The organism is Rhizobium oryzihabitans (assembly GCF_010669145.1).
Taxonomy (GTDB): Bacteria; Pseudomonadota; Alphaproteobacteria; order Rhizobiales; family Rhizobiaceae; genus Agrobacterium; species Agrobacterium oryzihabitans.
Genome location: NZ_CP048632.1, coordinates 209,088 through 235,262, shown reverse-complemented (window position 1 = coordinate 235,262; position 26,175 = coordinate 209,088). Strand labels below are relative to the sequence as shown.

22 protein-coding genes and 2 pseudogenes are annotated in these 26,175 nt (G+C 59.8%); 11 read left to right on the top strand and 13 right to left on the bottom strand.

Annotated features, from left to right (window positions below; translation table 11 throughout):
- Positions 1 to 36: 36 nt before the first annotated feature.
- Complete coding sequence (locus tag G3A56_RS01265) at positions 37 to 975, bottom strand: LysR family transcriptional regulator (RefSeq protein ID WP_175414376.1); 939 nt, start codon at positions 973 to 975, stop codon at positions 37 to 39.
- 241 nt (positions 976 to 1,216) lie between these two features.
- Between G3A56_RS01265 and G3A56_RS29425 the strand changes: the two genes are divergently transcribed.
- Positions 1,217 to 1,432 (top strand): hypothetical protein, encoded by a 216-nt coding sequence (locus tag G3A56_RS29425; RefSeq protein WP_082184710.1) that lies wholly within the window; start codon positions 1,217 to 1,219, stop codon positions 1,430 to 1,432.
- Between the two features lie 271 nt (positions 1,433 to 1,703).
- Complete coding sequence (locus tag G3A56_RS29555) at positions 1,704 to 2,741, top strand: GlxA family transcriptional regulator (RefSeq protein WP_082184385.1); 1,038 nt, start codon at positions 1,704 to 1,706, stop codon at positions 2,739 to 2,741.
- Positions 2,742 to 2,902: 161 nt separating this feature from the next.
- On the opposite strand, the gene G3A56_RS01250 is transcribed toward G3A56_RS29555, so the two are convergent.
- Positions 2,903 to 4,378 carry an NAD(P)H-hydrate dehydratase gene (locus G3A56_RS01250; protein ID WP_082184386.1) on the bottom strand — a complete coding sequence of 492 codons (1,476 nt, stop codon included), beginning with the start codon at positions 4,376 to 4,378 and terminating at the stop codon, positions 2,903 to 2,905.
- 358 nt (positions 4,379 to 4,736) lie between these two features.
- Here G3A56_RS01250 and G3A56_RS01245 point away from each other — a divergent pair, with 358 nt between their 5' ends.
- The 4 genes from G3A56_RS01245 to hspQ all read left to right on the top strand — a co-directional run bounded on the left by G3A56_RS01245 (position 4,737) and on the right by hspQ (position 7,997).
- Complete coding sequence (locus G3A56_RS01245; protein ID WP_003508042.1) at positions 4,737 to 5,075, top strand: P-II family nitrogen regulator; 339 nt, start codon at positions 4,737 to 4,739, stop codon at positions 5,073 to 5,075.
- A gap of 73 nt (positions 5,076 to 5,148) precedes the next feature.
- Positions 5,149 to 6,558: a type I glutamate--ammonia ligase gene (gene glnA / locus G3A56_RS01240; RefSeq protein ID WP_003495537.1), complete on the top strand. Its 1,410-nt coding sequence runs from the start codon at positions 5,149 to 5,151 to the stop codon at positions 6,556 to 6,558.
- A 96-nt stretch (positions 6,559 to 6,654) separates the two neighbouring features.
- Positions 6,655 to 7,575 carry a DMT family transporter gene (locus tag G3A56_RS01235; protein ID WP_082184387.1) on the top strand — a complete coding sequence of 307 codons (921 nt, stop codon included), beginning with the start codon at positions 6,655 to 6,657 and terminating at the stop codon, positions 7,573 to 7,575.
- Between the two features lie 92 nt (positions 7,576 to 7,667).
- Complete coding sequence (gene hspQ, locus G3A56_RS01230; protein ID WP_035242421.1) at positions 7,668 to 7,997, top strand: heat shock protein HspQ; 330 nt, start codon at positions 7,668 to 7,670, stop codon at positions 7,995 to 7,997.
- Between the two features lie 95 nt (positions 7,998 to 8,092).
- Here the strand turns inward: hspQ and G3A56_RS01225 are convergent.
- A pseudogene (locus G3A56_RS01225) lies at positions 8,093 to 8,748 on the bottom strand (invasion associated locus B family protein).
- A gap of 326 nt (positions 8,749 to 9,074) precedes the next feature.
- Here G3A56_RS01225 and G3A56_RS01220 point away from each other — a divergent pair.
- The 3 genes and pseudogenes from G3A56_RS01220 (at position 9,075) to G3A56_RS01210 (ending at position 12,623) form a co-directional block, all read left to right on the top strand.
- Positions 9,075 to 10,921, top strand: a pseudogene (locus tag G3A56_RS01220) (extracellular solute-binding protein).
- Between the two features lie 39 nt (positions 10,922 to 10,960).
- The gene (locus G3A56_RS01215; protein ID WP_082184389.1) at positions 10,961 to 11,629 is read left to right on the top strand and encodes a DsbA family oxidoreductase; all 669 of its coding nucleotides are present in this window, start codon (positions 10,961 to 10,963) and stop codon (positions 11,627 to 11,629) included.
- Between the two features lie 52 nt (positions 11,630 to 11,681).
- Positions 11,682 to 12,623, top strand: coding sequence for a DMT family transporter (locus G3A56_RS01210; protein ID WP_082184390.1), 942 nt, complete (start codon positions 11,682 to 11,684; stop codon positions 12,621 to 12,623).
- Between the two features lie 46 nt (positions 12,624 to 12,669).
- Here the strand turns inward: G3A56_RS01210 and G3A56_RS01205 are convergent, their stop codons facing one another.
- The 3 genes from G3A56_RS01205 to G3A56_RS01195 all read right to left on the bottom strand — a co-directional run bounded on the left by G3A56_RS01205 (position 12,670) and on the right by G3A56_RS01195 (position 17,260).
- Positions 12,670 to 13,008, bottom strand: coding sequence for a hypothetical protein (locus G3A56_RS01205; protein WP_035242419.1), 339 nt, complete (start codon positions 13,006 to 13,008; stop codon positions 12,670 to 12,672).
- A 439-nt stretch (positions 13,009 to 13,447) separates the two neighbouring features.
- The gene (gene mfd, locus G3A56_RS01200; RefSeq protein WP_082184391.1) at positions 13,448 to 16,945 is read right to left on the bottom strand and encodes a transcription-repair coupling factor; all 3,498 of its coding nucleotides are present in this window, start codon (positions 16,943 to 16,945) and stop codon (positions 13,448 to 13,450) included.
- Positions 16,946 to 16,948: 3 nt separating this feature from the next.
- Positions 16,949 to 17,260 (bottom strand): FAD assembly factor SdhE, encoded by a 312-nt coding sequence (locus tag G3A56_RS01195; protein ID WP_082184711.1) that lies wholly within the window; start codon positions 17,258 to 17,260, stop codon positions 16,949 to 16,951.
- A 406-nt stretch (positions 17,261 to 17,666) separates the two neighbouring features.
- On the opposite strand from G3A56_RS01195, the gene recG reads away from it, so the two are divergent.
- Both recG and G3A56_RS01185 read left to right on the top strand, forming a co-directional pair.
- Entirely contained in the window at positions 17,667 to 19,772 is a 2,106-nt protein-coding gene (recG, locus tag G3A56_RS01190) for an ATP-dependent DNA helicase RecG (protein WP_082184393.1), read from the top strand.
- 14 nt (positions 19,773 to 19,786) lie between these two features.
- The gene (locus G3A56_RS01185; RefSeq protein WP_082184394.1) at positions 19,787 to 20,059 is read left to right on the top strand and encodes a hypothetical protein; all 273 of its coding nucleotides are present in this window, start codon (positions 19,787 to 19,789) and stop codon (positions 20,057 to 20,059) included.
- A gap of 24 nt (positions 20,060 to 20,083) precedes the next feature.
- Here the strand turns inward: G3A56_RS01185 and G3A56_RS01180 are convergent, their stop codons facing one another.
- From G3A56_RS01180 to G3A56_RS01150, 7 genes are all read right to left on the bottom strand, one after another.
- A complete protein-coding gene (locus tag G3A56_RS01180; protein WP_082184395.1) occupies positions 20,084 to 20,374 on the bottom strand; it encodes a type II toxin-antitoxin system RelE/ParE family toxin in 291 nt (96 codons plus the stop codon).
- On the bottom strand, positions 20,371 to 20,619 hold the full coding sequence (locus G3A56_RS01175) for a CopG family ribbon-helix-helix protein (protein ID WP_164056573.1): 249 nt from the start codon (positions 20,617 to 20,619) through the stop codon (positions 20,371 to 20,373). The genes G3A56_RS01180 and G3A56_RS01175 overlap by 4 nt, the downstream gene beginning before the upstream one ends.
- A 98-nt stretch (positions 20,620 to 20,717) precedes the next feature.
- Positions 20,718 to 21,386, bottom strand: a complete 669-nt coding sequence (locus G3A56_RS01170) for a DUF502 domain-containing protein (RefSeq protein WP_003495510.1) — start codon at positions 21,384 to 21,386, stop codon at positions 20,718 to 20,720.
- 13 nt (positions 21,387 to 21,399) lie between these two features.
- Complete coding sequence (locus tag G3A56_RS01165; protein ID WP_082184397.1) at positions 21,400 to 21,903, bottom strand: GNAT family N-acetyltransferase; 504 nt, start codon at positions 21,901 to 21,903, stop codon at positions 21,400 to 21,402.
- Positions 21,900 to 23,726 (bottom strand): glutamine--fructose-6-phosphate transaminase (isomerizing), encoded by a 1,827-nt coding sequence (gene glmS, locus G3A56_RS01160; RefSeq protein ID WP_082184398.1) that lies wholly within the window; start codon positions 23,724 to 23,726, stop codon positions 21,900 to 21,902. The genes G3A56_RS01165 and glmS overlap by 4 nt, the downstream gene beginning before the upstream one ends.
- A 102-nt stretch (positions 23,727 to 23,828) precedes the next feature.
- The gene (glmU, locus tag G3A56_RS01155; protein WP_035242412.1) at positions 23,829 to 25,190 is read right to left on the bottom strand and encodes a bifunctional UDP-N-acetylglucosamine diphosphorylase/glucosamine-1-phosphate N-acetyltransferase GlmU; all 1,362 of its coding nucleotides are present in this window, start codon (positions 25,188 to 25,190) and stop codon (positions 23,829 to 23,831) included.
- A gap of 206 nt (positions 25,191 to 25,396) precedes the next feature.
- Positions 25,397 to 26,134: a FadR/GntR family transcriptional regulator gene (locus G3A56_RS01150; RefSeq protein WP_082184399.1), complete on the bottom strand. Its 738-nt coding sequence runs from the start codon at positions 26,132 to 26,134 to the stop codon at positions 25,397 to 25,399.
- Positions 26,135 to 26,175: the final 41 nt, after the last annotated feature.

Sequence of the window (26,175 nt, the reverse complement as noted above, 5' to 3'; positions counted from 1 at the left end):
ACGGACACGGTCCGCCGCGCATTTCCTCAATGCACCTTAGGCCGCCTTGGCGACTTCGACAAAGGCGTTGCGGATGCTTTCCGCCACCGCGAGGATGGGACGAGAAGGCTTTTCACCCGTAATAAGGCGAATATCGAAACAGCCAAGTTCCGGCAGACCTTCCTTGTCGCCGAGAATGACCATGTCGTTTAACACATAGGATCGCGGCAGGGGTGCGATGGCAAGATCAGCGGCAATCGCCGCGCGCTGCGCCATCGTGTGGCCGCTGAGATAGGCCACGCGGAAATTGCGCCCGCGCTTTTCAAGCGAATTGATCGCCTCCGAACGCCAGATACAGCCCTCTTCCCAAATCGATATGGGCAGCGGATCGCGAAGATAGGCCGTGCCGCATTTCGCCCCCGCCCAGACCAGCCGCTCGCGCATCAGCACCTCGCCGGTATCCCTCAGCGGATGCGAGGCACAGTTGACCAGCGCCAGATCCAGCCGCCGTTCATCCATGCGCTTGTAGAGGTTGGAACTGGAATCGATCGTGACGTCGATCATAATACCGGGAAAAACCTCGGCAAAACGCTTGAGGATGCCCGGCAGCAGACCACGTTCGCCAATATCTTCCGGCGCGCCGAGACGGACCACGCCGGAAAGTTCGGGCATGACGAAACGCGACACGGCCTCATTGGAAAGCGCGATCATACGGCGCGCATAGGTCAGCAGCGTTTCGCCATGCGCCGTCAGCGTCACCGAGCGGGCATCGCGCAGAAACAATGTCGTCTTTAACTGCTCCTCGAGCTTCTTGATCTGCATGGAAACGGCCGACGGCGTTCTGAACACCACCTCGGCGGCGGTGGAGAAGTTTCCCGTTTCCGCAATCGCGACGAAGGTTCTCAATATGTCGTTATCCAGCAACGGCAGGGGTTGGCGGAAAGTTACGGTCATGACACGTGCCTTCAAATATTTTGATTTATAGATGGATATCATTTCGTTTGATTGAATGTCAACAAGGGCGCACCATCCGGGACATCGAATGACAGGGTCGAACGAGGCCTCTTCGGAGCCAGGCACTGATCCTGCACAGGCAGGCGCCGAAGCCGGCAGACTACGCCGGTCAGTCATTCAAAACGTTGATGAGTGATATAAAATTCATTCTCTTGTTTGATGGAATATGCAGGCGCATACCCAAGTCGCAAACAGGATCGTGGTTCAGGAAAGGATCAAGACAATGACCATGATACATTATCTCCCGACGGTGACACGCTCCCCGCATCGTCCTTCGCCAAGCTGGCTGAATCGCCTGTCGGGCTATGTTTCCGGACTTTACCAGTCGTGGCAGCGCGCAAGAATGCTGCGTGCGCTGGAAGGGCTACCCCCTGAAACATTGAAGGACATTGGATGGCCGACGACAGACAACAACCGCATACGCATTGTTCGCAAATAAACCGAGACCGATGGTTCGCAACCGCTTAGAGACTTGCGAACCATCGCCACTCGCCCTTCAAAACAACGGCAACGGCGTAAAATGACCTGCCTGTTTTACATGCGACACAACGCCTCTTAAAAAGGCTCACGGCAAATTTTGCATATTTCAAAAGCTATTTTTTGACAGCCCCGATTCCACGGCGTATTTTTCGTTAAAGATGTCGTAAACAGGACATCCAGAAGACCAATTCCAAGGGAGGAATTGCGTATTCGCAACGGAGCACGGGCAAATGAGCAAGAACTCCCAGAAGAAACGCTCAATCGTCTTTTTTCTCATTCCGCAATTTACCATGCTGCCCTTCGCTGCAGCGGTTGAAACGCTTCGCATCGCCAACCGAATGCTGGGTTACCCGGCCTACGAATGGCGCATCGCCTCGCTTGATGGCCAGAAGGTCATGTCATCAAGCGGTATCTGTCTCGAGGCCGATACCTGTCTTGCCGACGAACGGCGCTATGTGAGCGGCGAGAACCGCCCGGAAATGGCGATCATCTGTTCGGGCATCGATGTCGACCAGCACATCAACAAATCCGTCAACGCCTGGCTGCGCGAAGCTTACAATCGCGGCATCGCCATCGGCAGCCTCTGTACCGCCGCACATATCCTCGCACAGGCGGGTCTGCTGAACGGCAAGCGCTGCGCGATCCACTGGGAAAACCTGCCGGGTTTTTCAGAGGCCTTCCCGCAGGTGGAAGTCTATGCCGATCTCTTTGAAGTCGACAGCAACATCTACACCTGCGCCGGCGGCACCGCCTCGCTCGACATGATGCTGAGCCTGATCGGCCAGGATTTCGGCGAGAACCTCGTCAACCGCGTCTGCGAACAGCAATTGACGGACCGGGTCCGCAGCCCCAACGACCGCCAGCGCCTGCCGCTGCGCGCGCGCCTCGGCGTCCAGAACAGCAAGGTCCTGTCGATCATCGAATTGATGGAAGGCAACCTGTCCGAGCCGCTGTCGCTGCTCGATATCGCCGACGCTGCCGATCTGTCGCGCCGGCAGGTGGAGCGCCTCTTCAGGCAGGAAATGGGCCGCTCACCCGCCCGCTATTATCTTGAAATCCGCCTCGACCGCGCCCGCCACCTGCTCGTGCAATCGGCGATGCCAGTGGTCGAGGTCGCCGTTGCCTGCGGTTTCGTCTCGGCCTCGCATTTCTCCAAATGTTATCGCGAAATCTACAATCGCACCCCGCAGCAGGAACGCGCCGAGCGCAAGCTGCTGATCAGCGCGTCGCGAATGGCAATGGCGAGCCAGGGCAAAGCCGCGCATTGACGCGGCTTTAAAACGTTAAGACACAGTGGTGCGGCCCCTCCTCCGTCATGCCGGACTTGATCCGGCATCCAGCCACGGCGTGTCTGCGCCGTGAAACGAGTCTTATGCGATCAAGGACTTGATCGCACTGGACCCCGGATCAAGTTGGACGGAATTCTAAATCAGACAAACGGCCGCACCGCGTGGGCCAGATCTTCCGCCGTCATGCCCACGCCTGCCCTGTTGCCCGCTTCACCATGCAGCCAGACACCGGCAGCGGCCGCCTCGAAGGCGGGCGTTCCCTGCGCCAGCAAGGCACCGATGATGCCGGCCAGAACATCGCCCGACCCCGCCGTTGCAAGGCTCGCCGGTGCATTGCTGTTGACCAGCGCACGCCCATCCGGTGCAGCGATGACCGTATCCGCGCCCTTATAGACCAGCACCGCGCCGCTGCGCGACGAGGCCACCTGTGCCTTCTCGATCTTGCTCAGCGCTGTGTCGGCGGCAAGATCGGGGAACAGCCGGGCAAACTCTCCCTCATGCGGCGTCAGCACGAACTTGCCCGAGCCGGACGTCACCCGGTCAAACAGGTTGTCCGCACAATCCTTGAAAGCGGTGATCGCATCGGCATCCAGCACAACCGCCTTGTCGCCGAGCAGAGACACGAATTGCCGCGCCTTGTCGAGATCGCCGAAACCGGGGCCGAGAACGAATGCACCGTGGCGTTTGTCGTCCAGCCAGTGCAGCAGATCCTCGGCATCATCCAGACCGGCGCTCATCACCGCCGTCAGCGTCACCGCAAGCACGTCGAGCGCCTGCTTCGGGGCGGCGATCGTCACAATGCCCGCCCCCGCCTTCAGCGCCGCAATCGCCGTCATCCGGCTTGCCCCGGTGGCATGCGGCGGGCCGGAAAAGACGGTCAGGTGCCCGCGTCGGAACTTATGCGTTTCCATATCGGAACGCGGCAAGGCACCTCGCCAGACAAGCGGGTCGTTTTCCGCCACGGAGCCCTCGTGAACAGCAAGAATGCGGGAGGGAATGCCGATATCGAAAACCTCCAGCGCGCCGCACAGCTCGCGCCCCGGCATCAACAGATGGCCAGGTTTACGTGCCATGAATGTCACCGTCCGCTGCGCCCTGAACGAGGCCCCGAGCGGCACGCCCCGGCGGCCACAGAGACCCGACGGCAGATCGACAGAGAGAACCGGCACTGCCGCCTCTGTCACCGCATCGATCACCCGGTTGAGTTCCGGGGGAATATCGCGGGACAATCCGGCCCCGAAAACAGCATCGATCACCACGTCGCCGGAGAGCGGCGCATAGTCGCCAAGCGGCAGTGGCCTCACCCCGCTTTGCTCGAAAGCCTTCCGCGCATCGCCCTTGAGCGCTGCGACATCGCCAAGATGATGGACCGCAACCGCTGCCCCGCTTTGCAAAAGCACACGCGCCGCCACGTAACCATCGCCGCCATTATTGCCACCGCCGCAGAGCACGACGAAACGCAGCGCCTGTGGGTAGTGACGCAGCGCCGAGGCGGCGACCGCCTGCCCCGCCCGCTCCATCAGATCGTAAAGGGGAATGCCGGATTGACCGGCCGCCGCATCGATGCGTGCCATCACAACCGGGTCGATGAGGAAGAGGTGCGACAGGGATTTCATGGCCCGATCATCCCTTCAAAACATCGGAAAGGCAATCGATACAAAAATAAGCAGATCGCCACGGCGAAATAATAGTCAAATGCATAAAATATAACCAAACCGCCCGAGCGTCGTCCGCACATCTCGAAATATTAAAGATTCCTAAAATAATACAAATCCACAGAACTGGTGATGGAATTTTCGGGTTTTGGCGAGAAATTGGCCGGAAAACCGCAAAAACCGAATGCATTTTGTGCCGGAAAGCCGAGGGAGCGAAGTTTTTTCTTCAAGCCCGCTTCCGATCTGGCACAATACGTGCATTCTTGTGGCAGAGCGGGAAGAACCTGCTTTAACGGGAGAAGCGGAGAGATATTTTCTCATGAAAAAGATCGAAGCGATCATTAAGCCTTTCAAGCTCGATGAAGTGAAGGAAGCCCTTCAGGAAGTCGGACTTCAGGGAATCACGGTCACGGAAGCAAAAGGCTTTGGTCGTCAGAAGGGCCACACGGAACTTTACCGCGGAGCGGAGTACGTCGTGGACTTTTTGCCGAAAGTGAAAGTCGAAGTCGTATTGGCGGATGAGAATGCGGAAGCCGTCATCGAGGCGATCCGCAATGCGGCACAGACCGGACGTATCGGCGACGGAAAGATTTTCGTTTCCAATATCGAGGAAGTCATCCGCATCCGTACCGGTGAAACAGGCGTGGACGCCATATAATCAGAACCAGGTCTCAAGCCGGGGAGGCTTGGGTTTTCACCTCGTCACCACCACACTCAAGGAAGACGTTTAAATGACGACCGCAAACGATATCTTGAAGCAGATCAAGGATAACGACATCAAGTTCGTGGACCTGCGCTTTACCGATCCCAAGGGCAAGCTGCAGCACGTCACCATGGATGTCGTCTGCGTTGACGAAGACATGTTCGCCGATGGCGTCATGTTCGACGGCTCCTCGATCGCCGGCTGGAAGGCCATCAACGAGTCCGACATGGTGCTGATGCCCGATCCGGCAACCGCCCATACTGATCCGTTCTTCGCCCAGTCCACGCTCGTTATCCTTTGCGACATTCTCGACCCGGTCTCGGGCGAAGCCTATAACCGCGATCCGCGCGGCACCGCAAAGAAGGCCGAAGCCTACCTCAAGGCATCCGGCATTGGCGACACCGTATTCGTCGGCCCCGAGCCGGAATTCTTCGTGTTCGACGACGTGAAGTACAAGGCCGACCCCTACAACACCGGCTTCAAGCTCGACTCGTCGGAACTGCCATCCAACGACGACACGGACTATGAAACCGGCAACCTCGGCCACCGTCCGCGCGTCAAGGGCGGCTATTTCCCGGTTCCTCCGATCGACAGCCTGCAGGACATGCGCTCCGAAATGCTGACGGTTCTGTCGGAAATGGGCGTGGTCGTTGAAAAGCACCACCACGAAGTGGCCGCTGCACAGCACGAGCTGGGCGTGAAGTTCGACACGCTGGTTTCCAGCGCCGACAAGATGCAGATCTACAAGTACGTCGTGCACCAGGTCGCCAATGCCTATGGCAAGACGGCAACCTTCATGCCGAAGCCGATCTTCGGCGACAACGGCTCTGGCATGCACGTGCACCAGTCGATCTGGAAGGGCGGCAAGCCGACCTTCGCAGGCGACGAATATGCCGGCCTGTCTGAAAACTGCCTGTACTACATCGGCGGTATCATCAAGCACGCCAAGGCCATCAACGCCTTCACCAACCCCACCACCAACTCCTACAAGCGTCTGGTGCCGGGTTATGAAGCGCCGGTTCTGCTCGCCTATTCGGCGCGCAACCGTTCCGCATCCTGCCGCATTCCCTTCGGCTCCAACCCGAAGGCAAAGCGCGTCGAAGTCCGCTTCCCGGACCCGACCCAGAACCCCTATCTCGGTTTTGCGGCCATGCTGATGGCCGGCCTGGACGGCATCAAGAACAAGATCCACCCCGGCAAGCCGATGGACAAGGACCTTTACGACCTTCCTGCCAAGGAACTGAAGAAGATCCCGACCGTCTGCGGCTCGCTGCGCGAAGCGCTGGAAAGCCTCGACAAGGACCGCAAGTTCCTGACCGCCGGCGGCGTGTTCGACGACGACCAGATCGACTCTTTCATCGAGCTGAAGATGCAGGAAGTCATGCGTTTCGAAATGACCCCGCATCCGGTCGAATTCGACATGTACTACTCGGCCTGATCGGCATTCGGGACGCTCTTTCGGGCGTCCCTTTCCATTCCGGCGGCTTCCCAGGAGGCCGCCGTTTTCTTTTGAAGCCCAGCCATATTGCGAACAATGTCGAACAAGCCAGCCTCTCAGCAAACCCGCCTCACGGACTGGCTCATCTTTCTGGCTGTGCCGTTCTTTTTCTCCAGCAATGTCATTTTCGGCCGTGGCGTCGTCGGTGAGGTCTCCCCCTTCATCGCCGCCTTCATCCGCTGGATTGGATCGACCTTTATCATCGTACCCTTCATGATCGCCGACTGGCGAAACTGCCTCGCCTTCGTGCGGCAGAAAACGCTGCTGTGGCTCGTTCTCGGCATTCTCGGCATGGGCATCTGCGGCGGCGTGGTCTATTGGGGCCTGACCATGACGACGGCGGCCAACGGCACGCTGATCTATACGACATCCTCGCTGTTCATCATCCTGTTCCAGCGCATCTTCCAGGGCCGCCCCATCAGAAAGCTCGAAATCGTGGGCATGATCATCGCCTTTGCGGGCGTGGCGGCGATCGTGCTCAAGGGCGATATGTCCGCTCTCCGGGACATGAATTTCAACATCGGCGATTTCGCCATATTGACGGCGGCGATTGCCTTTGCGGTCTATTCGCTGCTGCTGCGCGATCCGGCGGCGCGGCAGATGGCCTCATTCAGCCTGTTCGGCCTGATCGCGCTCTCCGGCGCGCTTGTCCTTCTGCCGCCTGCAGCACTGGAACTGGCGCAGGGCGGATTGATGCCGGCCACCCCGATAGCCTGGGCAAAGATCGGCGGCATCATCCTTTTTGCCTCGCTGCTTGCCTTTTATTGCTTTACACATACGGTGCGCGTTTTCGGCCCCGCCACGGCGGGGATCACGCTCTATATGATGCCGCCCGTGTCGATCCTGATGGCCACGCTCTTCCTTGGCGAGACCTTCGAGACCTATCACGCCATCGGCATCGTGCTCGTCACCGGCGGCGTCGTCATCGCCACGGCGCCGATCGGCCGCAGGGCCTGAACGCCCAGGCGGTGGACAGGGGTGGCACAACCGCTAGCCCTTGATATTTCGCATTCCGCACCCAACTATTAGTGGGAAAGGAAGTTCATGCCATGAAACAAAGAGACGCAAAATTCACGCTTGGCGAGATCGTCCGCCACAAGGTGTTTCCGTTCCGCGGTGTGGTCATCGACGTGGACCCGGAATATGCCAATACCGAGGAATGGTGGAACGCCATCCCTGCGGAAATCAGGCCGGATCGCGACCAGCCCTTCTATCATCTTCTGGCCGAAAACGAGGAGACTGAATATGTCGCCTATGTTTCCGAGCAGAACCTCGTCCACGACGAAAGCGAGACACCGCTGCGCAATCCCAATATCGGCCGCATCTTCGACAAGGCGCCGAATGGAGAATGGCGTCCGAAGATGTCGACCGCACATTGAACGCGGTTCAGGCGGCGGATCTCACCAATCCCGAGACATAAAAAAACCGGTCTGTTTCCAGACCGGTTTTTTGTTCTTGAAGCTTGGGCTCGCAATCAGGGCTTCGGCGCGCCCTTGGCGGCGTCCTGGGCGGCTTCCAGCTTCTTGCGGGCTTCCTCAGCCTTCTTCTGCATGCCTTCCTGAAGGCTGCGCTGGCTTTCGGCAAGCTGCGACTGGCTGATCGCGGGGCCGTCATAAGCACCCGTGAAGCCGGTCAGCGCAATCTTGATGGGGTTCGGCGCGCGGCGGAAGTTGATCGAGGTGAAGACCACCTCACTACCCTTCTTCAGCGATGCGATCATGGCGTCCGTCAGCGGAACTTCGGCCGTGCACTTGTCGGGAAGGCAAACGGCATAATCGAGCTTCTGGCCCTTGCCGCCGTCGATCTGCATCATCACGCCCGGGGCACGAGACGCGCGGTCGGAACGGAGACCTGCAGCAGCTTGCGGTTAACCTTGCCTTCAACGGTGATGAGGCCGACAGCGGTGATCATCTGGCCGTTCTGGGCAAGAACCACGTTCTGCACGACGCAGACATCGTTGTCTTCCTGCTTGGAGCAGGTCTTGAACCAGCCGAGCGGAGGAGCGCCGGCGCCCTGAGCGGCGGGAGCAGCATCCTGCGCCTGCGAGATGGCCGGAGCGGACATTGCGCCGAGAGAGAGGACCAGAGCGGACAGAGCCGTCCGGGTGAATGTGTTTGCCTTTTGCATCATAAGAGTTCCGTCTCCTGAATGTCTGCCAGAACAGCACCGCTGAGGTTCTGCTCGCCGATGGCGGTATCCTTCTGCCCGTTCAACTGTCGTTTAAATGAGGCAAATGCGTGACCCGTCTCTTCCGGCCACCCTGTTACATGCCGATCGCGGCGATATCCAGCACTTCTTTAACTTTTTCTTGAGGTGGGCCAAGATTTCCCGCCCTCGCATGGGTCCGGCCATGGGCCTGTGCTACATATTTGCCAGAATCATAACGAAAAAACCAATCATGACGATAAACCGATCATCATGACAAATCGGACGGACAGTTGAGACAGGATAATAAGATGCGCGACCTTGCGGCCCTCATCCCCGCATTGTTTCTTTTGGGTTCATCCCTGCTTCCCGCCGGGAGCGCCCAGGCGCAGCCGCTTCATGGCATTTCCATGCACGGCACGCCCGCGCTGCCGGCAGATTTCCACCACTTCCCCTATGTCAATCCGGATGTGAAGAAAGGCGGCCGCATTTCCTATGGTGTCGTCGGTACCTTCGACAGCCTCAACCCCTTCGTTCTCAAGGGAATGCGCACCACGGCGCGCGGCGTCTGGGACCCGGAATTCGGCAATCTGCTCTACGAACCGCTGATGCAGCGCTCAAGCGACGAGCCTTTCAGCCTTTACGGCCTGCTGGCCGAAACCGCGGAATGGGATGAAGAGCGCACTTTCATCCAGTTCAACATCAATCCCAGGGCCAAGTGGTCGGATGGCGAACCGGTGACGCCTGACGATGTGATCTTCACCTTCAACCTGCTGAAAGAGAAAGGCCGCCCGCCTTTCAACAGCCGCCTCGACGGTGTGGCGAAGCTGGAAAAGATCGGCGATCACGGCGTGCGTTTCACCTTCAACGACAGGGCGAACCGCGAAACGCCGCTCATTCTCGCCTCCTCCACTCCGATTTTGCCGAAACATGCAATCGATCCGGAAAAATTCGAGCAGGCGGGCCTCGGCGCGGTCGTCGGTTCGGGTCCGTACCGAATCAAGACCCTGCGGCCCGGCGAGCGAATCATCTGGGAGCGAAACCCCGACTACTGGGGCAAGGACATTCCAAGCAAGGTCGGCTTCGAGAATTACGACGAGATCAGCGTCACCTATTTCCTCCAGGTCACCACCATGTTCGAGGCCTTCAAGAAGGGCGATATCGACATCTATCCCGAAGGCGACGCCATCAACGGTACCTCCGACACCTCGCATTGGGGGCAGGCCTACAACTTTCCCGCCGTCCATCGCGGCGATATCGTCAAGGACGTTTTCCAGCCGCGCCTGCCATCCGGTATGTTCGGTCTTGTCTTCAACACCCGCCGCGCGGTCTTTGCCGACGAAAAGGTGCGCGAGGGCCTGTCCTACGCGCTTGATTTCGAATGGATGAACAAGAACATCCTCGGCGGCGCCTTCAAGCGTACGCAGAGCTATTGGCAGAACTCCGCGCTTGGTGCCTATGGCAATGCCGCCGACGAGCGCGAGCTTGCGCTGCTCGGCGATGCGGCCAAAACCATGCCACCCGAACTTCTGGCGGGAACCTACGCCCTGCCGACCACAGACGGGACCGGTGCGGATCGCAAGGTTCTGAAATTGGCAGTCGATAAGCTGAAAGAGGCCGGATACAGCATCAAGAATGGCAAAATGTCCGACGCCAATGGCCGTCAGCTTGCATTCGAGATCATGACGCAGAACCCGGCGCAGGAGCGCATCGCACTTGCCTATCAGCGTTCGCTGAACCTGATCGGCGTCGCCATGGGCATCCGTTCTGTTGACGACGGCCAGTATCAGGCCCGCTCCAACAGCTTCGATTACGACATGATCATCCGCTCCCTGCCCTCCTCGCTTTCGCCGGGGCCGAGCAGCTCAACCGCTGGAGTTCACTGTCGCGGGATGCACAGGGCAGCTTCAACTATGCGGGCGCGGCGAGCCCCGACATAGACCGCATGATCGAGGCCCTTTTGCAGGCCCGCTCGACGGAGGATTTCCAGGCGGCTGTGCGCGGTTATGACCGCCTGCTGGTTGCCGGTCACTACGTCATTCCGCTCTACTACATCGGCGCACAATGGATAGCCCGCTGGAAATATATCGACCGCCCGGATATGACCCCGATATCAGGCAATCAGAAACAGACCTGGTGGGATGCACGGGCGCAATAGACCGCCCCTGCCCGGTCCAAGACAACGGAAGATAAAGCCATGGAACGCATCGTTATCGACGTCGTATCGGATATGGTCTGCCCCTGGTGTTATCTGGGCAAGGCGAGACTCGATCTCGCCATTGCCGAGGTGCAGGACGAAATCAGCATCGACGTGAACTGGCGGCCTTACCGCCTCAACCCGGATTATCGGCCGGAAGGCGTCGACCAGAAAGCTGCTCTCGAAGAAAAGCTCGGCAAGGAGCGCCTCGAACAGGCGCACACCACTCTGGTGCAACTCGGCAGGGAAGTCGGCATCCATTACGATTTCGATGCGATCAAGATCGGCCCGAACACGCTCGACGCCCACCGCCTGTCGCTCTGGGCACATGCCGAAGGTCGCGACGTTCAGGAGAAGGTCGTCACCGGCCTGTTCAAGGCGAATTTCGAGGAAGGCCGCAACATCGGCGATCACGCCGTACTGACCGACATTGCCGAAAAGGCAGGCATGGACGCCAAGGTGGTGACGCGGCTGCTCGCATCGGATGCGGACAAGGACACCGTCATTGCAGAAATTGATGCGGCGCAGCAAATGGGCGTCGCCGGCGTGCCGTTTTTCATCCTCGACCAGAAATATGCCATCAGCGGCGCGCAAACGCCTGATGTATTGATTGCTGCACTGCGGGATATTGCAAAAATCAAGGCGGACGAGCATAAGTCGATGAACTGACGGTCGAACCACCGGCAGCTTACCCTAACCGATAAACTGTTGGTGTTTTCCCGTGTCCGACCAGACCCTGAAAGGCATTCTGCTTGCCTTTGCCGCCTTCGCTGCCTACGCATGGAGCGACGCGAGCGTTAAACTCATAGAAGGCCAGATTTCACCGATCGAATCGGCCTTCTTCGGCGCCGTCTTCGGCCTCGTCGCCCTGCCCCTCATCCGAAAGCGCAACGACCGCTGGATGGACATCGTCAGGACGACAAACCGCCCGCTCTGGCTCATCCGCTTTTTTGCCTCCGGCATCGGGGCGGTCGGCAGCGTCACCGCCTTCACGCACCTCTCCATGGCCGAAGCCTTTGCGCTGATTTTCCTGCTGCCTTCCTTCGTCACCATTATGTCTGTGGTGTTTTTGAAGGAACAGGTCGGCATCAAGCGCTGGTCGGCGGTCATCATCGGCTTTATTGGTGTGCTGATCATCCTGCGGCCCGGCTTCCGCGAACTGGGCATCGGCCATCTCGGCGCTATCCTCGGTGGTCTAAGCGGCGCGCTGTCCATCGTGATCTTCCGCGCCATGGGGCCGTCGGAAAAAAACGTCTCGCTTTATGGCGCGGGCGTGCTGGGCTGTCTGGTGATCAGCGGCCTGGCCATGATCCCCACTTTCGTGCCGCCAAGCGGCGAGCAATGGCTGCTTCTGGCCGGTTACGGCCTGTTTGCCGCCGTCGGCAACGTGCTGGTCATGTATGCCGCCCGTTACGCCCCGGCCGCCATGATCGGACCGACGCAATATAGCCAGATGCTCTGGGCCATCCTGTTCGGTTACCTTATCTTTGGCGACCATATCGATGGCTGGATGCTGATCGGCATAGCGCTCATTGTCGGCTCGGGTCTTCTGACGCTCATCCGTGAAAAACAGCGAAAAGTGCCGATGCCGGCCTCCATCGCCGCCACCGACCAGAATGTCGCCGTCGGCATCACGCCGGAAGACGCGCCCAGAACCCTTTAGTCGCGGCTCGTTCTTCCATAGCTATTTTACTGTTGGCAGCGAAGGGTCAGTCGCAGACGCGCGCGCGGTACATATCACCCCAGCTATTCTGCCGCCAGACGACGTGGCAGCGTGGATATGCGGGCTGATAGATCACCGGAGGGCCATAAACCGGCGGGCCGTAAAAAGGCTCGTCATAATAGGGGCCGCCATAGGGATGCCGCGCCCCGGCGATGATGGCGCCGCCGATAATTGCTCCAGCGATACCCGCGGCAATGCCCGCGCCGCCATGCCCATGTCCGAAATGACCGCGTGCTTCCGCCTGGCTGGTGGTGGCAATTGTGGTGCCCGCAATTGTCAAAGCAACCAGACCTGCGGAGACGAACCTGTTCATCCTGGTCCACATTGTCTTGCTCCTTCGTCTTCCGGCTGCGTGTAGGTGAACGCAGCACAGGACAGAAAGACAAGACTACGCCCGCCGACGCTACCGGCGCATGTCCGTTTCATTACATCGCTGTAATGTTTGTGGAGGTTGTCAGGTCCGGTAAAGCAGACGATGTCGGACCCTTCTGTTTTCGTTTGTCTGGACGTGCTTTAGGTCTTGGCTTTCAGGGGTTTCCCATTGACGGTCGACCGGAGGCGTGTGGGGCTTACCCCCCTCTGCCCTGCCGGGCATCTCCCCCTCAAGGGGGAGATCGGAAAGAGGCGCTGACACCACTTCATTCTCGAACATCGAGATGGGCGAAACCTAGCCGCATATCGATCTCCCCCTTGAGGGGGAGATGCCCGGCAGGGCAGAGGGGGGTAAACCCCACGCGCCTCGGTCCGCTATGGATCGACAAACCTCAGGAACGCGCCAGTTCCGCAAGCTGTGTCATGACCATAGCGGCACCCGTCAGCCGTTTTTCCGGCGTGGGCAGATCGCGGGTCAGGAACAGGCTGTGATCGGGGCGGATCTTCGCCATCGTGCCCTGTTTGCCGATATAGGCGACGAGGGCCGCCGGGTTCGGGAATTCCTTGTTACGGAATTGCAGGACCACGCCCTTCGGCCCGGCATCGACTTTCTCGACATTGGCGGTGCGGCAGAGCGACTTGATGTAGACGATCTTGAGGAGATGCTGGACTTCCTTCGGCAGCGGGCCGAAACGGTCGATCATTTCCGCACCAAAACCGTCGATCTCGCCGATATCGGCAAGCTCGCCGAGACGGCGGTAAAGCCCCATGCGCAGATGCAGATCCGGAACATAGTCTTCCGGGATCATGACAGAGGTGCCGACCGAGATTTGCGGCGACCAGCCGCTATCCTGCACCTGCTCGTCACCCTTCACCTCGGCCACGGCTTCTTCCAGCATCTGCTGGTAAAGCTCGAAACCGACTTCCTTGATGTGGCCCGACTGCTCCTCGCCCAAGAGATTACCCGCGCCGCGAATATCGAGATCGTGGCTGGCAAGCTGGAAACCGGCGCCCAGCGTATCGAGCGATTGCAGCACTTTCAGCCGCCGCTCCGCCATCGTCGTCAATACCTTGTTGACCGGCAGGGTGAACAGCGCAAAGGCGCGCACCTTGGAACGGCCGACACGACCGCGCAGCTGGTAAAGCTGGGCGAGACCGAACATATCGGCGCGATGCACGATCAGCGTATTGGCAGTTGGTACATCAAGGCCGGATTCGACGATGGTGGTCGACAGCAGCACATCATATTTGCCGTCATAGAAGGCGTTCATGATGTCTTCGAGTTCGCCCGCCGCCATCTGGCCATGCGCCACCGCCACTTTCAGCTCCGGCACATCCGATTGCAGGAAAGCATGGATATCGGCGAGATCGGCAAGACGCGGGCAGACGTAGAAACTCTGGCCGCCGCGATAATGCTCGCGCATCAGCGTTTCGCGGATCACCAGCGGATCGAAGGGCGAAATGAAGGTACGCACCGCCATGCGGTCCACCGGCGGCGTGGTGATCAGCGACAATTCGCGCACGCCAGTCATGGCCAGCTGCAGGGTGCGCGGAATGGGCGTTGCCGAAAGCGTCAGCACATGCACGTCGCTCTTCAGCTCCTTCAGGCGCTCCTTGTGCTTCACGCCGAAATGCTGCTCCTCATCGATGATCAGCAGGCCGAGATTGGCGAAATTGATGCCCGCACCAAGCAGCGCGTGTGTACCGACGACGATATCCGTCTTGCCGTCGGCCACTTCCTTCTTGGTGAGCGCAAGCTCCTTGGAACCGACAAGCCGCGAGGCCTGCTGAACCCGGATCGGCAGCCCGCGAAAACGCTCCGAAAAGGTGCGGAAATGCTGGCGGGAAAGCAGCGTGGTTGGCACGACGACCGCCACCTGAACGCCGTTCATGGCGGCAAGAAAGGCGGCGCGCAACGCCACTTCGGTCTTGCCGAAACCGACATCGCCGCAGATGAGGCGATCCATCGGACGCCCGGCACCGAGATCCTCGCGAACCGCTTCGATGGCGTTCAGCTGGTCTTCGGTCTCGTCATAGGGGAAGCGGGCGGCAAACTCATCGTAAAGACCGTCCGGCGCGGCCAGAACCGGCGCATGGCGCACCAGACGCGCGGCTGCGATGCGGATAAGCTCGTCTGCCATGTCGAGCAGGCGCTTCTTGAGCTTGGCCTTGCGCATCTGCCATGCGCCGCCACCCAGTCTGTCAAGCGTGGCTTCAGCGGCGTCAGAACCGTATCGCGAGAGAAGATCGATGTTTTCGACCGGCAGGAACAGCTTGGCATCGTCGGCGTAATGCAGTTCCAGGCAGGCGCGCGGTGCACCCGCCGCCTCGATGGTCTGCAGACCGACGAAACGGCCGATACCGTGTTCGGCGTGAACGACGAGCGAACCCTCGTCCAGCCCCGCCACTTCCGAAATGAAATCCGCGCCGCGCTTGCGGCGTCTGGAGCGGCGCACCATACGGTCGCCGAGAATATCCTGCTCGCCGATGATCGCGAGCGTTCCGGTCTCGAAACCGGCTTCGAGGCTGAGAACTGCCGAAGCCGCCTCGCCCTTGCCGAGCGTGTCGACCTCTTTCAGAGATGCCACCGGCTTGATCTTTTCAAGCCCGTGCTCGTTCAAGACCTGCAGCAGCCGGTCGAGAGAGCCTTCCGACCAGCCGGTGATCAGCACCTTCCAGCCCTTGGCGCGGCGCTCGGCAATGTGCTTCACCGCCAGATCGAAGACGTTGACCCGCTCTTCGCTATCGCCTTCGGTCGGTGGGCGTGCCCAGCGTGGCCCGACATGAGCGTCCAGCGTCGCAACCGGACGGCCTTCGGTATCGTGTTCGTTGAAGGGCGTCAGCCGCACCGCATTGACGGCGGAAAGTGCCGCCTCGAAGCTCTTGCCGTCGAGATAGATTTGCCCCGGCGATACCGGCTTGTAAGGCGCGCCCTGCGTCGATCCCTTGGTCTCGCCGGAAGCGCGGCGCGCCTCGTAATAGTCGAGGACCAGTTTGGAACGTTCCTTCGCCGCCTCCCGCGCCGTATGATCGGTGACTATGCGGAAACCCTTGAGATAATCGAAGGCGGTTTCCAGCTGTTCGTAAAACAGCGGCAGCCAATGCTCCATGCCAGCGTAACGGCGGCCCTCGGAGACGGCCTGATAAAGCGCATCGTCGCGCGTCGCCGCACCGAATAGCGACAGATAATTTTTGCGAAAACGGCCGATCGTATCCGGCGTCAGCGTCACTTCGCTCATCGGGTTCAGATCAAGCGAGCGCGCCTGACCGATGGTGCGCTGGCTGGCCGGATCGAAGGTGCGGATGCTTTCCAGCGTATCGCCGAAGAAATCGAGCCGTACCGGCTCTTCCGTACCGGGAACGAAAACATCGAGAATGCCGCCGCGCACGGCAAATTCACCCACTTCACGCACCGTCGCCACCCGGTCGAAACCGTTGCGCTCCAGTCGCGCGGCGATGTCTTCCATACGGATCTGGTTGCCGGGTTTTGCGGAAAAGCCGAGGCTCTCGATGATGTCGCGCGGCGCCATCTTCTGCAGCATGGCGTTGACGGTGACGAGAACGATGGCCGGATGCGGTTTCTTCGCGTGACTGATGAGGCCGGAGAGCGCAGCCAGCCTGCGCGCCGAGGTGTCTGCGCTCGGTGACACGCGGTCATAGGGCAGGCAGTCCCAGGCAGGCAAAGTCAGCACCGGAATGTCAGGCGCGACGAAACCGAGGATCTGTTCGAGATCGGCGACCCGCTGGCCGTCCGACATCACATAGGCCACCGATGTCCCTGCCCGCGCCATGTCGGCCAAAAGCAGGGCTTCCATGCCGGAGGGCACATTTCCGATGGTCAGCGGCGTATCGGCCGACGCCACCAGCTTTGCATCGAATCCGGCTATCATGTTTCAGGCTTTCAGGGTTTCGGCTGTGACGAGATCGAAATCGGGACGATAGGAGGCGATCTTCTCAAACAGCGGCGTCTGGAATTTTTCCGGTATGGCAAGAGCGCCCGTCACCATCTTGACGAGGTCGTTATCCTCTTCCGCCATGATGATCTCAAGCTCATCGAGCTGAGCGTCGGTAAGTCCGGCAATATTGTCTTCCGCGAATTGCCCGAGCACGAGATCCATCTCGCGAATGCCCCGGTGCCAGCAGCGGTAAAGTATCCGCCTGCGTCTCGGATCGAGGTCGGCACTCGTGCGCACCAGTCCAGTCATCGCATTTTCCTTCCCGTATCGGTTTTCAAGGCCTGACTGAACGGTTTTACCCGCCGCTTCCATCCCCACCATCCTCATTCCTGTGCTTGTCACAGGAATCCAGCCGGCGCGCGTCGGCGCGACGGAGAGACTCCTTTCAGCCCAAGGACTTGGGCTGGCTGGATCCCCGTAACGAGCACAGGGATGAGGAAGAGGAGAGCACAATGGACAATAGCCAGTCTCGCACTTGCAGCGGCCGTTCAATCTTTGCCTCACCTATTACGACCTCCTATAGAACAGGAGGCGAACGCTTGGGAACCGGTTTTTATCGAAATAATGCCACGGCAGCTAAAAACTGCCGGTGATAACCCGTCTTTGTCGGCGGGCACGTCTTGCATAACCCGCCCCTTCCCCGATTTTGCGACACATGCGTCCGGCCATTCTCGATCCGCTGTTTGCCTCCGTTTCCACCCTTGGCGGTGTGGGGCCGAAGCTTGCCGATCTTCTGGCAAAGCTCCTCAGCCGGGAAAACGCCGACGATACCCGTGTGATCGACCTTCTGTTCCATGCGCCGTCAAACGTCATCGACCGGCGCAACCGCCCCGGCATTGCGCTCGCGGCCCCCGGCGCCATTGTCACCATTCAGGGACGTATCGATCGCCATCAACCTCCGCCACCCGGCAATCGTTCCGCGCCTTACCGCGTGTTCCTGCATGACGAGACCGGCGAACTGACGCTGACCTTTTTCCGCGCCAAGGGCGACTGGCTCTCCAAGGCCCTGCCCGTCGATGAAGAAGTTCTCGTCAGCGGCAAGGTGGACTGGTTCAACGGCCGCGCCTCCATGGTGCATCCGGATTTCATGGTGAAGCTTTCCGAAGCCGAAAACCTGCCTTTGGTGGAAGCCGTTTACCCGATGACGGCTGGACTGTCTCCCAAGGTGCTGCGGCGGGCGATCGAAGGCGGGCTTTCGAAACTGCCGGTCTTTCCCGAATGGATCGACGAAACGCTGAAGACCCGGCAGGGCTTCGGCGATGTGGCTTCGAGCTTCCGCGAACTGCACGACCCGCGCGACAGCGCCGATATCGAGCCGCAGGCCCCGGCGCGCAGACGTCTTGCCTATGACGAGTTCCTCGCCGGCCAGCTTTCGCTGGCGCTGGTGCGCCAGCGGCTGCGCAAGGTTGCGGGCCAGCCGATCCGCGCCAAGGGCGACGTTGCCGCAAAAATCCTCTCGCTGCTGCCATTCTCGCTGACACCTAGTCAGAACGCCGCGGTAAAGGACATCCTGACCGATATGGCAGGTGAAGACCGCATGTTGCGCCTGCTGCAGGGCGATGTCGGCGCCGGCAAGACGCTGGTGGCGCTGATGGCCATGGCAACCGCCGTCGAGGCCGGCGGACAGGCGGTGCTGATGGCCCCGACCGAAATCCTTGCCCGGCAACATTTCGCCACCATCTCCAAACTCGCCAATGCCGCAGGTATCACCGTCGAGGTCCTGACCGGCCGCACCAAGGGCAAGGAGCGCCGCGAGATCGAAGAGCGTGTTGCCTCTGGCGAAGCACAGATCGTCATCGGCACCCATGCGCTGTTTCAGGACAGCGTGAGTTACAAAAACCTCGTGCTGGCCGTGGTGGATGAGCAGCACCGTTTCGGCGTGCATCAGCGCCTGCGCCTCACCGCCAAGGGCATCACCCCGCATATGCTGGTGATGACCGCCACCCCCATTCCACGCACGCTGGTGCTGGCCGCCTTCGGCGACATGGATGTGTCGAAACTCACCGAAAAACCCGCCGGCCGCAAACCCATCCAGACCGTGACGATCCCCACCGAGCGCATCGGCGACATTGTCGAGCGGCTGCGCGCAGCGCTGAAGGATGGCAAGAAGGCCTACTGGATTTGCCCACTGGTGGAGGAAACGGAAGAATCCGACCTGATGTCGGCCGAAGAGCGGCATGCGGTTCTCTCGCAGATGCTCGGAGCCAATATCGGCCTCATCCACGGGCGCATGAGCGGCCCGGAGAAGGACGCCGCCATGCTGGCCTTCAAGAGCGGCGAAACCCGCCTGCTGGTGGCGACAACGGTGGTGGAAGTCGGCGTTGACGTGCCGGATGCAACGATCATGGTCATCGAACATGCCGAACGTTTCGGCCTTGCCCAGCTTCACCAGTTGCGCGGCCGCGTCGGGCGTGGCGACGAGGCCTCCACCTGCATCCTGCTCTACAAAGGGCCGCTCAGCGAAAACGGCCGCGCCCGGCTTTCCATCCTGCGCGACAGCGAGGACGGCTTCCTGATTGCGGAGGAAGACCTGAAGCTGCGTGGCGAAGGCGAACTCCTCGGCACCCGCCAGTCCGGCACACCGGGCTTCCGCATCGCCAGCCTGGAGGCCCATGCCGACCTTCTGGAAATCGCCCGCAAGGACGCGGCCTATGTCATCGAGCGTGACCCCGAACTGACCGGCCCGCGCGGCGCCGCGCTCCGCACCCTGCTCTATCTGCACCGCCGCGACGAAGCGATCCGCTTCCTGCACGCCGGCTGAAAGTTGTGACCGCCATGAACATGATCGACCCGCGCCGCCCGCCGCCCGCCTTCAGAAAGGGCTACGCGCTCTGCTCGCCTCAGAATATCCTGCAGCCCGAGACATTTGCGAAGAGCGCGAAAAAGGCAATCGGCAAGGCGTTCAAGAAGCCCGGCCGCAAGAAGGCCTGGACGCAGGCACTGGAGGAAGGCTGGAGCGTGCGGCTGGTCTATATGCGGCTTTTCGTTCCCGTGTTCCACGCCACGAGCACCGGCAGGGAAGTGGATGATCTGGATGACGAGGATTGATCGGCTAGTCTAAAGATTATTTGCTTAGAGCGACGAAGGCCATTGCTGCGAGGCATGGATAATCGTCAGGATTTCGATGTCCCGGCCGACACGATAGGCAATGATGTAAGAAATGTCGGGAAGCACAGCTTCCCGTGTTCCCCTGATACGCCCGACCCGTCCCATTGCCGGCTGCTCCACCAACATATCAACCGCCGAAACAATGCGAGAAATCACACGGGCCGCAGCCGCTGGATTATCCTTTTCGATATGCGCACCAATTTCATCGAGCCGTCGCAGCGCCCGTAAGGTCCAACGAATTCTCCGGTCACTCATGACGGCCGGGTGGATTTCACGTATTTCTCGACAATATTTGCGAGATCATCGGTCGTACCGAACTCGCCGCGATCGGCTTCCGCCACACCCGCCTCGATCTCGGCAAGCTGCCACTCCTCGCGGGCAACGAAGTCCTCAATCGCCCGCACCGCCATGTAGGATCGTGAGCGATCAAGTTTTTCCGCCAATTGGTCGAGTTTGTCGGCAACCTCATCAGGCAGACGCACGGTGAATGCAGTCATGATAATCTCTCTCAGTTCACTATGATTATTAGTGAACCACATTGGTTCGTCAACCGTATGGCCCTTCACTCTGAAATGAGACTAGCGACTCGCAAATGCCCTCAAACCGGTGCGATCATCTTCGGCGGCGTGAAATCCGGCGCCACGAGACCGCCGGATATCAGCAGTTTCGCCGCGTCTTCCGGCGTCATGTCCAGCATCACGATCTTGTCCTTGGGCACGAACAGCAGGAAACCCGCTGTCGGCACCGGTGTCGGCGGCAGGAAGACGGCGACCATCTGCTGGCCCATCTCGTTGAAACGGTGAGCGAGTTCGCCCTTGACTTCGGAGGATACGAACACCATCGCCCAGGTGCCGGACGAGGGAAACTCGATAAGACCGACCTTCTTGAAGGAGTTCGAATGCTCCTTCAGAACGGATTCGAACAGCTGCTTGATGCTCTTGTAGATCGGCCGCACCAGCGGCATGCGGTTGAGGATGGATTCGCCGACGCCGACGATCCATTTGCCGATCAGGTTGTTGCCGAGAAAGCCGATGAGCGTGATGCCGATGACGGCGATCAGCAGGCCGAAACCGGGGATTGCCACATCGAAATATTGCTCGGGATCGTAACGGGCGGGAATATAGGGCTTAACCCAGCTATCCGCCCATTGCAGGAAGCTCCACACCAGCCACATGGTGATGGTGACGGGCGCAAGGATGAGCACGCCCGTGAGGAAGCTGTTGCGCAGACGGGCTGCGAATGAAATTTTGACTGGAATATCGGTCATTTACCGTTCGGAATTAAGCGTTGACGCTATCGAAACCCGGATGAAAACCGACAATGCCGGATGGAGTTCCGCCATGCAAGCGCAGGGCCAACAAATATTTGTCAGGAATGCCTTTGCTGTGCAGGCCGTCGAAACGCTCGAATCCGAACCGGCCGTAATAGGTGGGACTACCCGCCAGAACGCACCCTGCCGCTTCGAGCCGATCTAGCATTGAAAGCCCCTCATGGACGAGGCGCGATCCAATGCCCTGACCTTGCCTCTCGGGAGAGACCGAAATCGGGCCAAGAGCAAACCAGCGGCCTTCCGCATCCGAAACGGTAACGGGCGAAAAGGCGATATGACCGACGATCTGTCCGCCATCCTCCGCCACCAGTGAAACGGTGAGCGCATCCGCATCGCGCAGCCTGCCGACGATCAGGTGTTCGGTCTGGTCGCTAAACGGCATATCCCGGAACGCTGCTTCCGTCAGCGTTCCGATCGCCTCTTCGTCACCCTGCCGCTCCGGCCGGATGATCATTCCACGGTTACCGATTTCGCCAGATTGCGCGGCTGGTCCACATCCGTGCCCATGAAGACGGCGGTGTGATAGGCGAGCAGCTGGATCGGCAGCGAGAAGACCATCGGCGCGATCAGCTCATCGACATTGGGCAGCGTGATCGTCGCCATGGTATCGAGCTTGGAGGCCGCAGCCCCCTTCTCGTCGGTGATGAGGATGATGCGACCGCCTCGCGCGGCAACTTCCTGCATGTTCGAAACGGTCTTTTCGAAGAAGCGGTCATGCGGCGCGATGACGATAACGGGCATGTTCTCGTCGATCAGCGCGATCGGCCCGTGCTTCAGCTCACCGGCGGCATAACCCTCGGCATGGATATAGGAAATTTCCTTGAGCTTCAGCGCGCCTTCCAGCGCCAGCGGGAAGCTGGTGCCGCGTCCGAGATAAAGCACATCCTTGAAACGCGACAGATCACGCGACAGCGCCTCTATCTGCGGCTGGATTATGTTCAGCACCTTGCTCATGATGCGCGGCATCTCGATCAGATGCTGCACCAATTCCTTTTCCTCACCCGGCTTCAGCGTGCCGCGCGCCTTACCGGCGGCGACGGCTAGCGATGCGAGCACTGCAAGCTGGCAGGTGAAGGCCTTGGTGGAGGCGACGCCGATTTCCGGACCGGCGAGGATCGGAAAGATCGCATCAGATTCGCGGGCCATGGTCGATTCACGCGTATTGACCACCGCGCCGATCTTCAGTCCCTCCTGCTGACAATAGCGCAGGGCCGCCAGCGTATCGGCGGTTTCTCCCGATTGAGAAATGAACAGCGCCGCCTGCGTGGGAACGAGCGGGATTTCGCGGTAACGGAATTCCGAGGCGACATCGATTTCCACCGGCAGGCGCGCATAACGCTCGAACCAGTATTTGCCGATCAGGCCGGAAAGATAGGCCGTGCCGCAGGCGGAAATGGCAAGGCCGGAAAGCTTGGCGAAATCGATTGCCTTATCGGCTTCCTTCACGGTCTTGGAGGCGAAATCCACATAATGGCTGAGCGCATGGGAAATGACTTCCGGCTGCTCGTAGATTTCCTTTTCCATGAAGTGACGATGATTGCCCTTGTCGACCACGAAAGCCGTCGCCTGCGACATCTGGCGCTCGCGCTTCACCGGCTTGCCGGAGAAATCGATAATTTCCGCACCTTCACGGGTGACAATGGCGCAGTCGCCATCCACCAGATAGGTGATTTCGTTGGTGAAGGGCGAGAGCGCGATGGCATCCGATCCGAGGAACATTTCACCGCGGCCATAACCGACGGCAAGCGGCGGACCGGAACGCGCCGAAAGCAGCGTGCCGGGATCATCCTTGAACATGACGACCAGCGCATAGGCGCCGGTGACGCGGTTCAGCATCTTCAGCATCGCCTCGCGATGGCCAAGGCCTTCGCGGGTGTATTTTGCCAGAAGCTGCGCCACCACTTCGGTGTCGGTCTGGGTGGTGAAGGTGGCACCTTCAGCACTCAGCTCCTCGCGCAATTTGGAGAAATTTTCGATGATGCCGTTATGAACGACCGCAACGCCGTCGACGAAATGCGGGTGGGCGTTGGTTTCGTTCGGCACACCATGCGTCGCCCAGCGCGTATGCGCAATGCCGACCACGCCCGGCAGCGGCTCTTCGGACAACCGCTTCTCCAGATTGAAGAGCTTGCCTTCCGCCCGGCGGCGGTCCATCGCGCCATTGTCGATGGTGGCGACACCAGCCGAATCGTAACCGCGATATTCGAGACGCTTCAGCGCATCGACAAGCCGTTCAGCAACAGGCTGGGTTCCGACAATTCCGACAATTCCGCACATATATTTCTCCAGACGGCGATCTCTTCGCCGAAACTACTAATCGTTTCCCTGAAATCGGCAATTACGCCGCCGGTCACTTTCGGTATCTCTCGGTAACGTCTTTCAAGAGGACTTTTTCTTCGCTTCCTTCAGCGCTTTCGCCCGCTCGCGCACGACGGTGGCCCGGCCCGGCTTGACCTCCTGCCGCGCGCGTCCGAAAGCGAGCGCATCAGCGGGAACGTCATCGGTAATCACACTGCCCGAGGCGATATAGGCACCGTCGCCAATGGTGACGGGAGCGACCAGCGATGAGTTAGAGCCGATGAAGCTATTGGCCCCAATCCGCGTTTCGAACTTGTTGTAACCGTCATAATTGCAGGTGATGGTGCCAGCACCGATATTGCTGCCTGCGCCGATGAAGGCATCGCCGATATAGGTCAAATGGTTGACCTTGGCGCCCTCGCCGATTTCCGCCTTCTTGACCTCGCAGAAATTACCGACCTTGGCATTGGCGTGCAGATTGGCGCCGGGGCGCAATCGCGCATAGGGTCCGACTGCCGCACCCTCGGCCACATAGGCCCCTTCCAGATGCGAAAACGCATGGATGACGGCACCGGGCTCGATCGTCACGCCGGGACCAATAACGACATTGGGCTCGATCAGCACGTCCTGACCGATCTTGGTGTCGAAGGAGAGGAACACGGTCTCAGGCGCAATCATCGAAACGCCATCGACCATCAATTCGTGGCGGCGGCGCTGCTGCCAGCGGCTTTCGATCAAGGCGAGTTCGGCGCGGTTGTTGCAGCCGATCAGCTCGGTTTCCGGCGCATCGATGGCAACGGCACGGCGGCCGAGCGAGCGGGCGATTTCAACGATGTCGGTAAGATAATATTCGCCCTTCACATTGCTGTTGCCGATCCGGTCGAGCAAGTCCAGCGCATTGCGTCCGTTGACGGCCATCAACCCGCTGTTGCACCAGGTGACCTTGCGCTCCTCGTCGGTGGCATCCTTTTCCTCGCGGATCGCCACCAGCTCGCCATTCTCGACCAGCAGCCGGCCATAACCCGTGGGGCGCTCGGTATGGAAACCGATCACGGCGACATCGGCACCGGCAGCAATCGCCTCCCGCGCCCTGTCAAGCGTTGCGGACGTGATGAGCGGCACGTCACCATAGGCGACGATCAGGTCGTCGAAGCCGCGCTCGATCGCCTCGCGTGCGGCAAGAACCGCATGGCCCGTACCCTTGCGTTCCTTCTGCAGGAAAGCTTCGACCTGAACACCCTTGAGACCGGCGGCGGCGGCAACATTATCTGCATCGCGCCCGACCACCAGCGCCACTGCGCCGACGCCCGCTCCAGCCACCGCCTCCACCACATGCCCGATCATCGGACGTCCGGCGACCGTATGAAGCACCTTGGATTTCGAAGACTTCATGCGCGTGCTGTCGCCCGCTGCGAGAATAACGGCTAGAGAGCTACGCTCCATAAGACCTCCAACACCCTGTCACGGCCAAAGAACGACCGCGACAGTGGCAATGTTTGACTTTACGCCGGCCGCTTTAACGGACAGGCGTATCGGTGATTTCTTTCCGGCATTGCTATAACGGCACCCCACTTAAGAAACCATGCAAATCTCCACCAAATTTCCACGCAGATTTTCATCAAACGTGATCAGCGGCGGGCCGGCATGATCTATCGGCGGGGGTTGCGGGCGGTGAATTCCAGTATTTGCTGACGGCCGTTTTCAATCAGCCTTTCCATCTCGCGTCGGGCGGTAGTGTCGTCACGCAGCCGAAACGCTTCGACCAGTCGCAGGTGAGAGGCAGACACGTCGGAAATCTCGTTGGGGTCGGCTTCCGGGTTGCTCATCCGGAAAATGCCTGCGAGAGCCGCCTTTATCAGCGAACCGACAGTGCGCATGAAAGGGTTGCCGGACATTTCGGTGATGAGGACATGGAAGTTCATATCCGCAAGCGCGCGCTTTTCCTTCGAATACGCCGTATTGCCCATCTCGTTGGCGTAAGCGGCGAGCTTTGCGATATCCGCATCTTTTGCCCTGACAGCCGCAAGCCCCGCGCCATAGGGTTCGAAAGCCTGGCGGATATCATAGAGATGCAAAAGGAATTCGTCGCTGACACCCGCCTCGAAGTGCCAGAGCAGCACCTCGCTGTCGAACATGTTCCAGCTTTCGCGCTCCGTCACCCGGGTGCCGATACGCGCCTTGGGAGAAATCATGCCCTTGGCCGTCAGCGTCTTCATCGCTTCGCGCAGAACCGTGCGGGATACTTTCAGCCGCTCCATTAGCTCGGCGTCGCCCGGCAGGATGTCACCCGTCTTGAAAACGCCGGACACGATATCGAGACCGAGCTTGTGAACGACCTGTGCATGATTTGTCCGCAACTTTCGAAAACCGATCGCCGCATCGAGCATTCCGCGCTGCAAATGTCATGTCCTTCCGTTCGGCCGGCGAT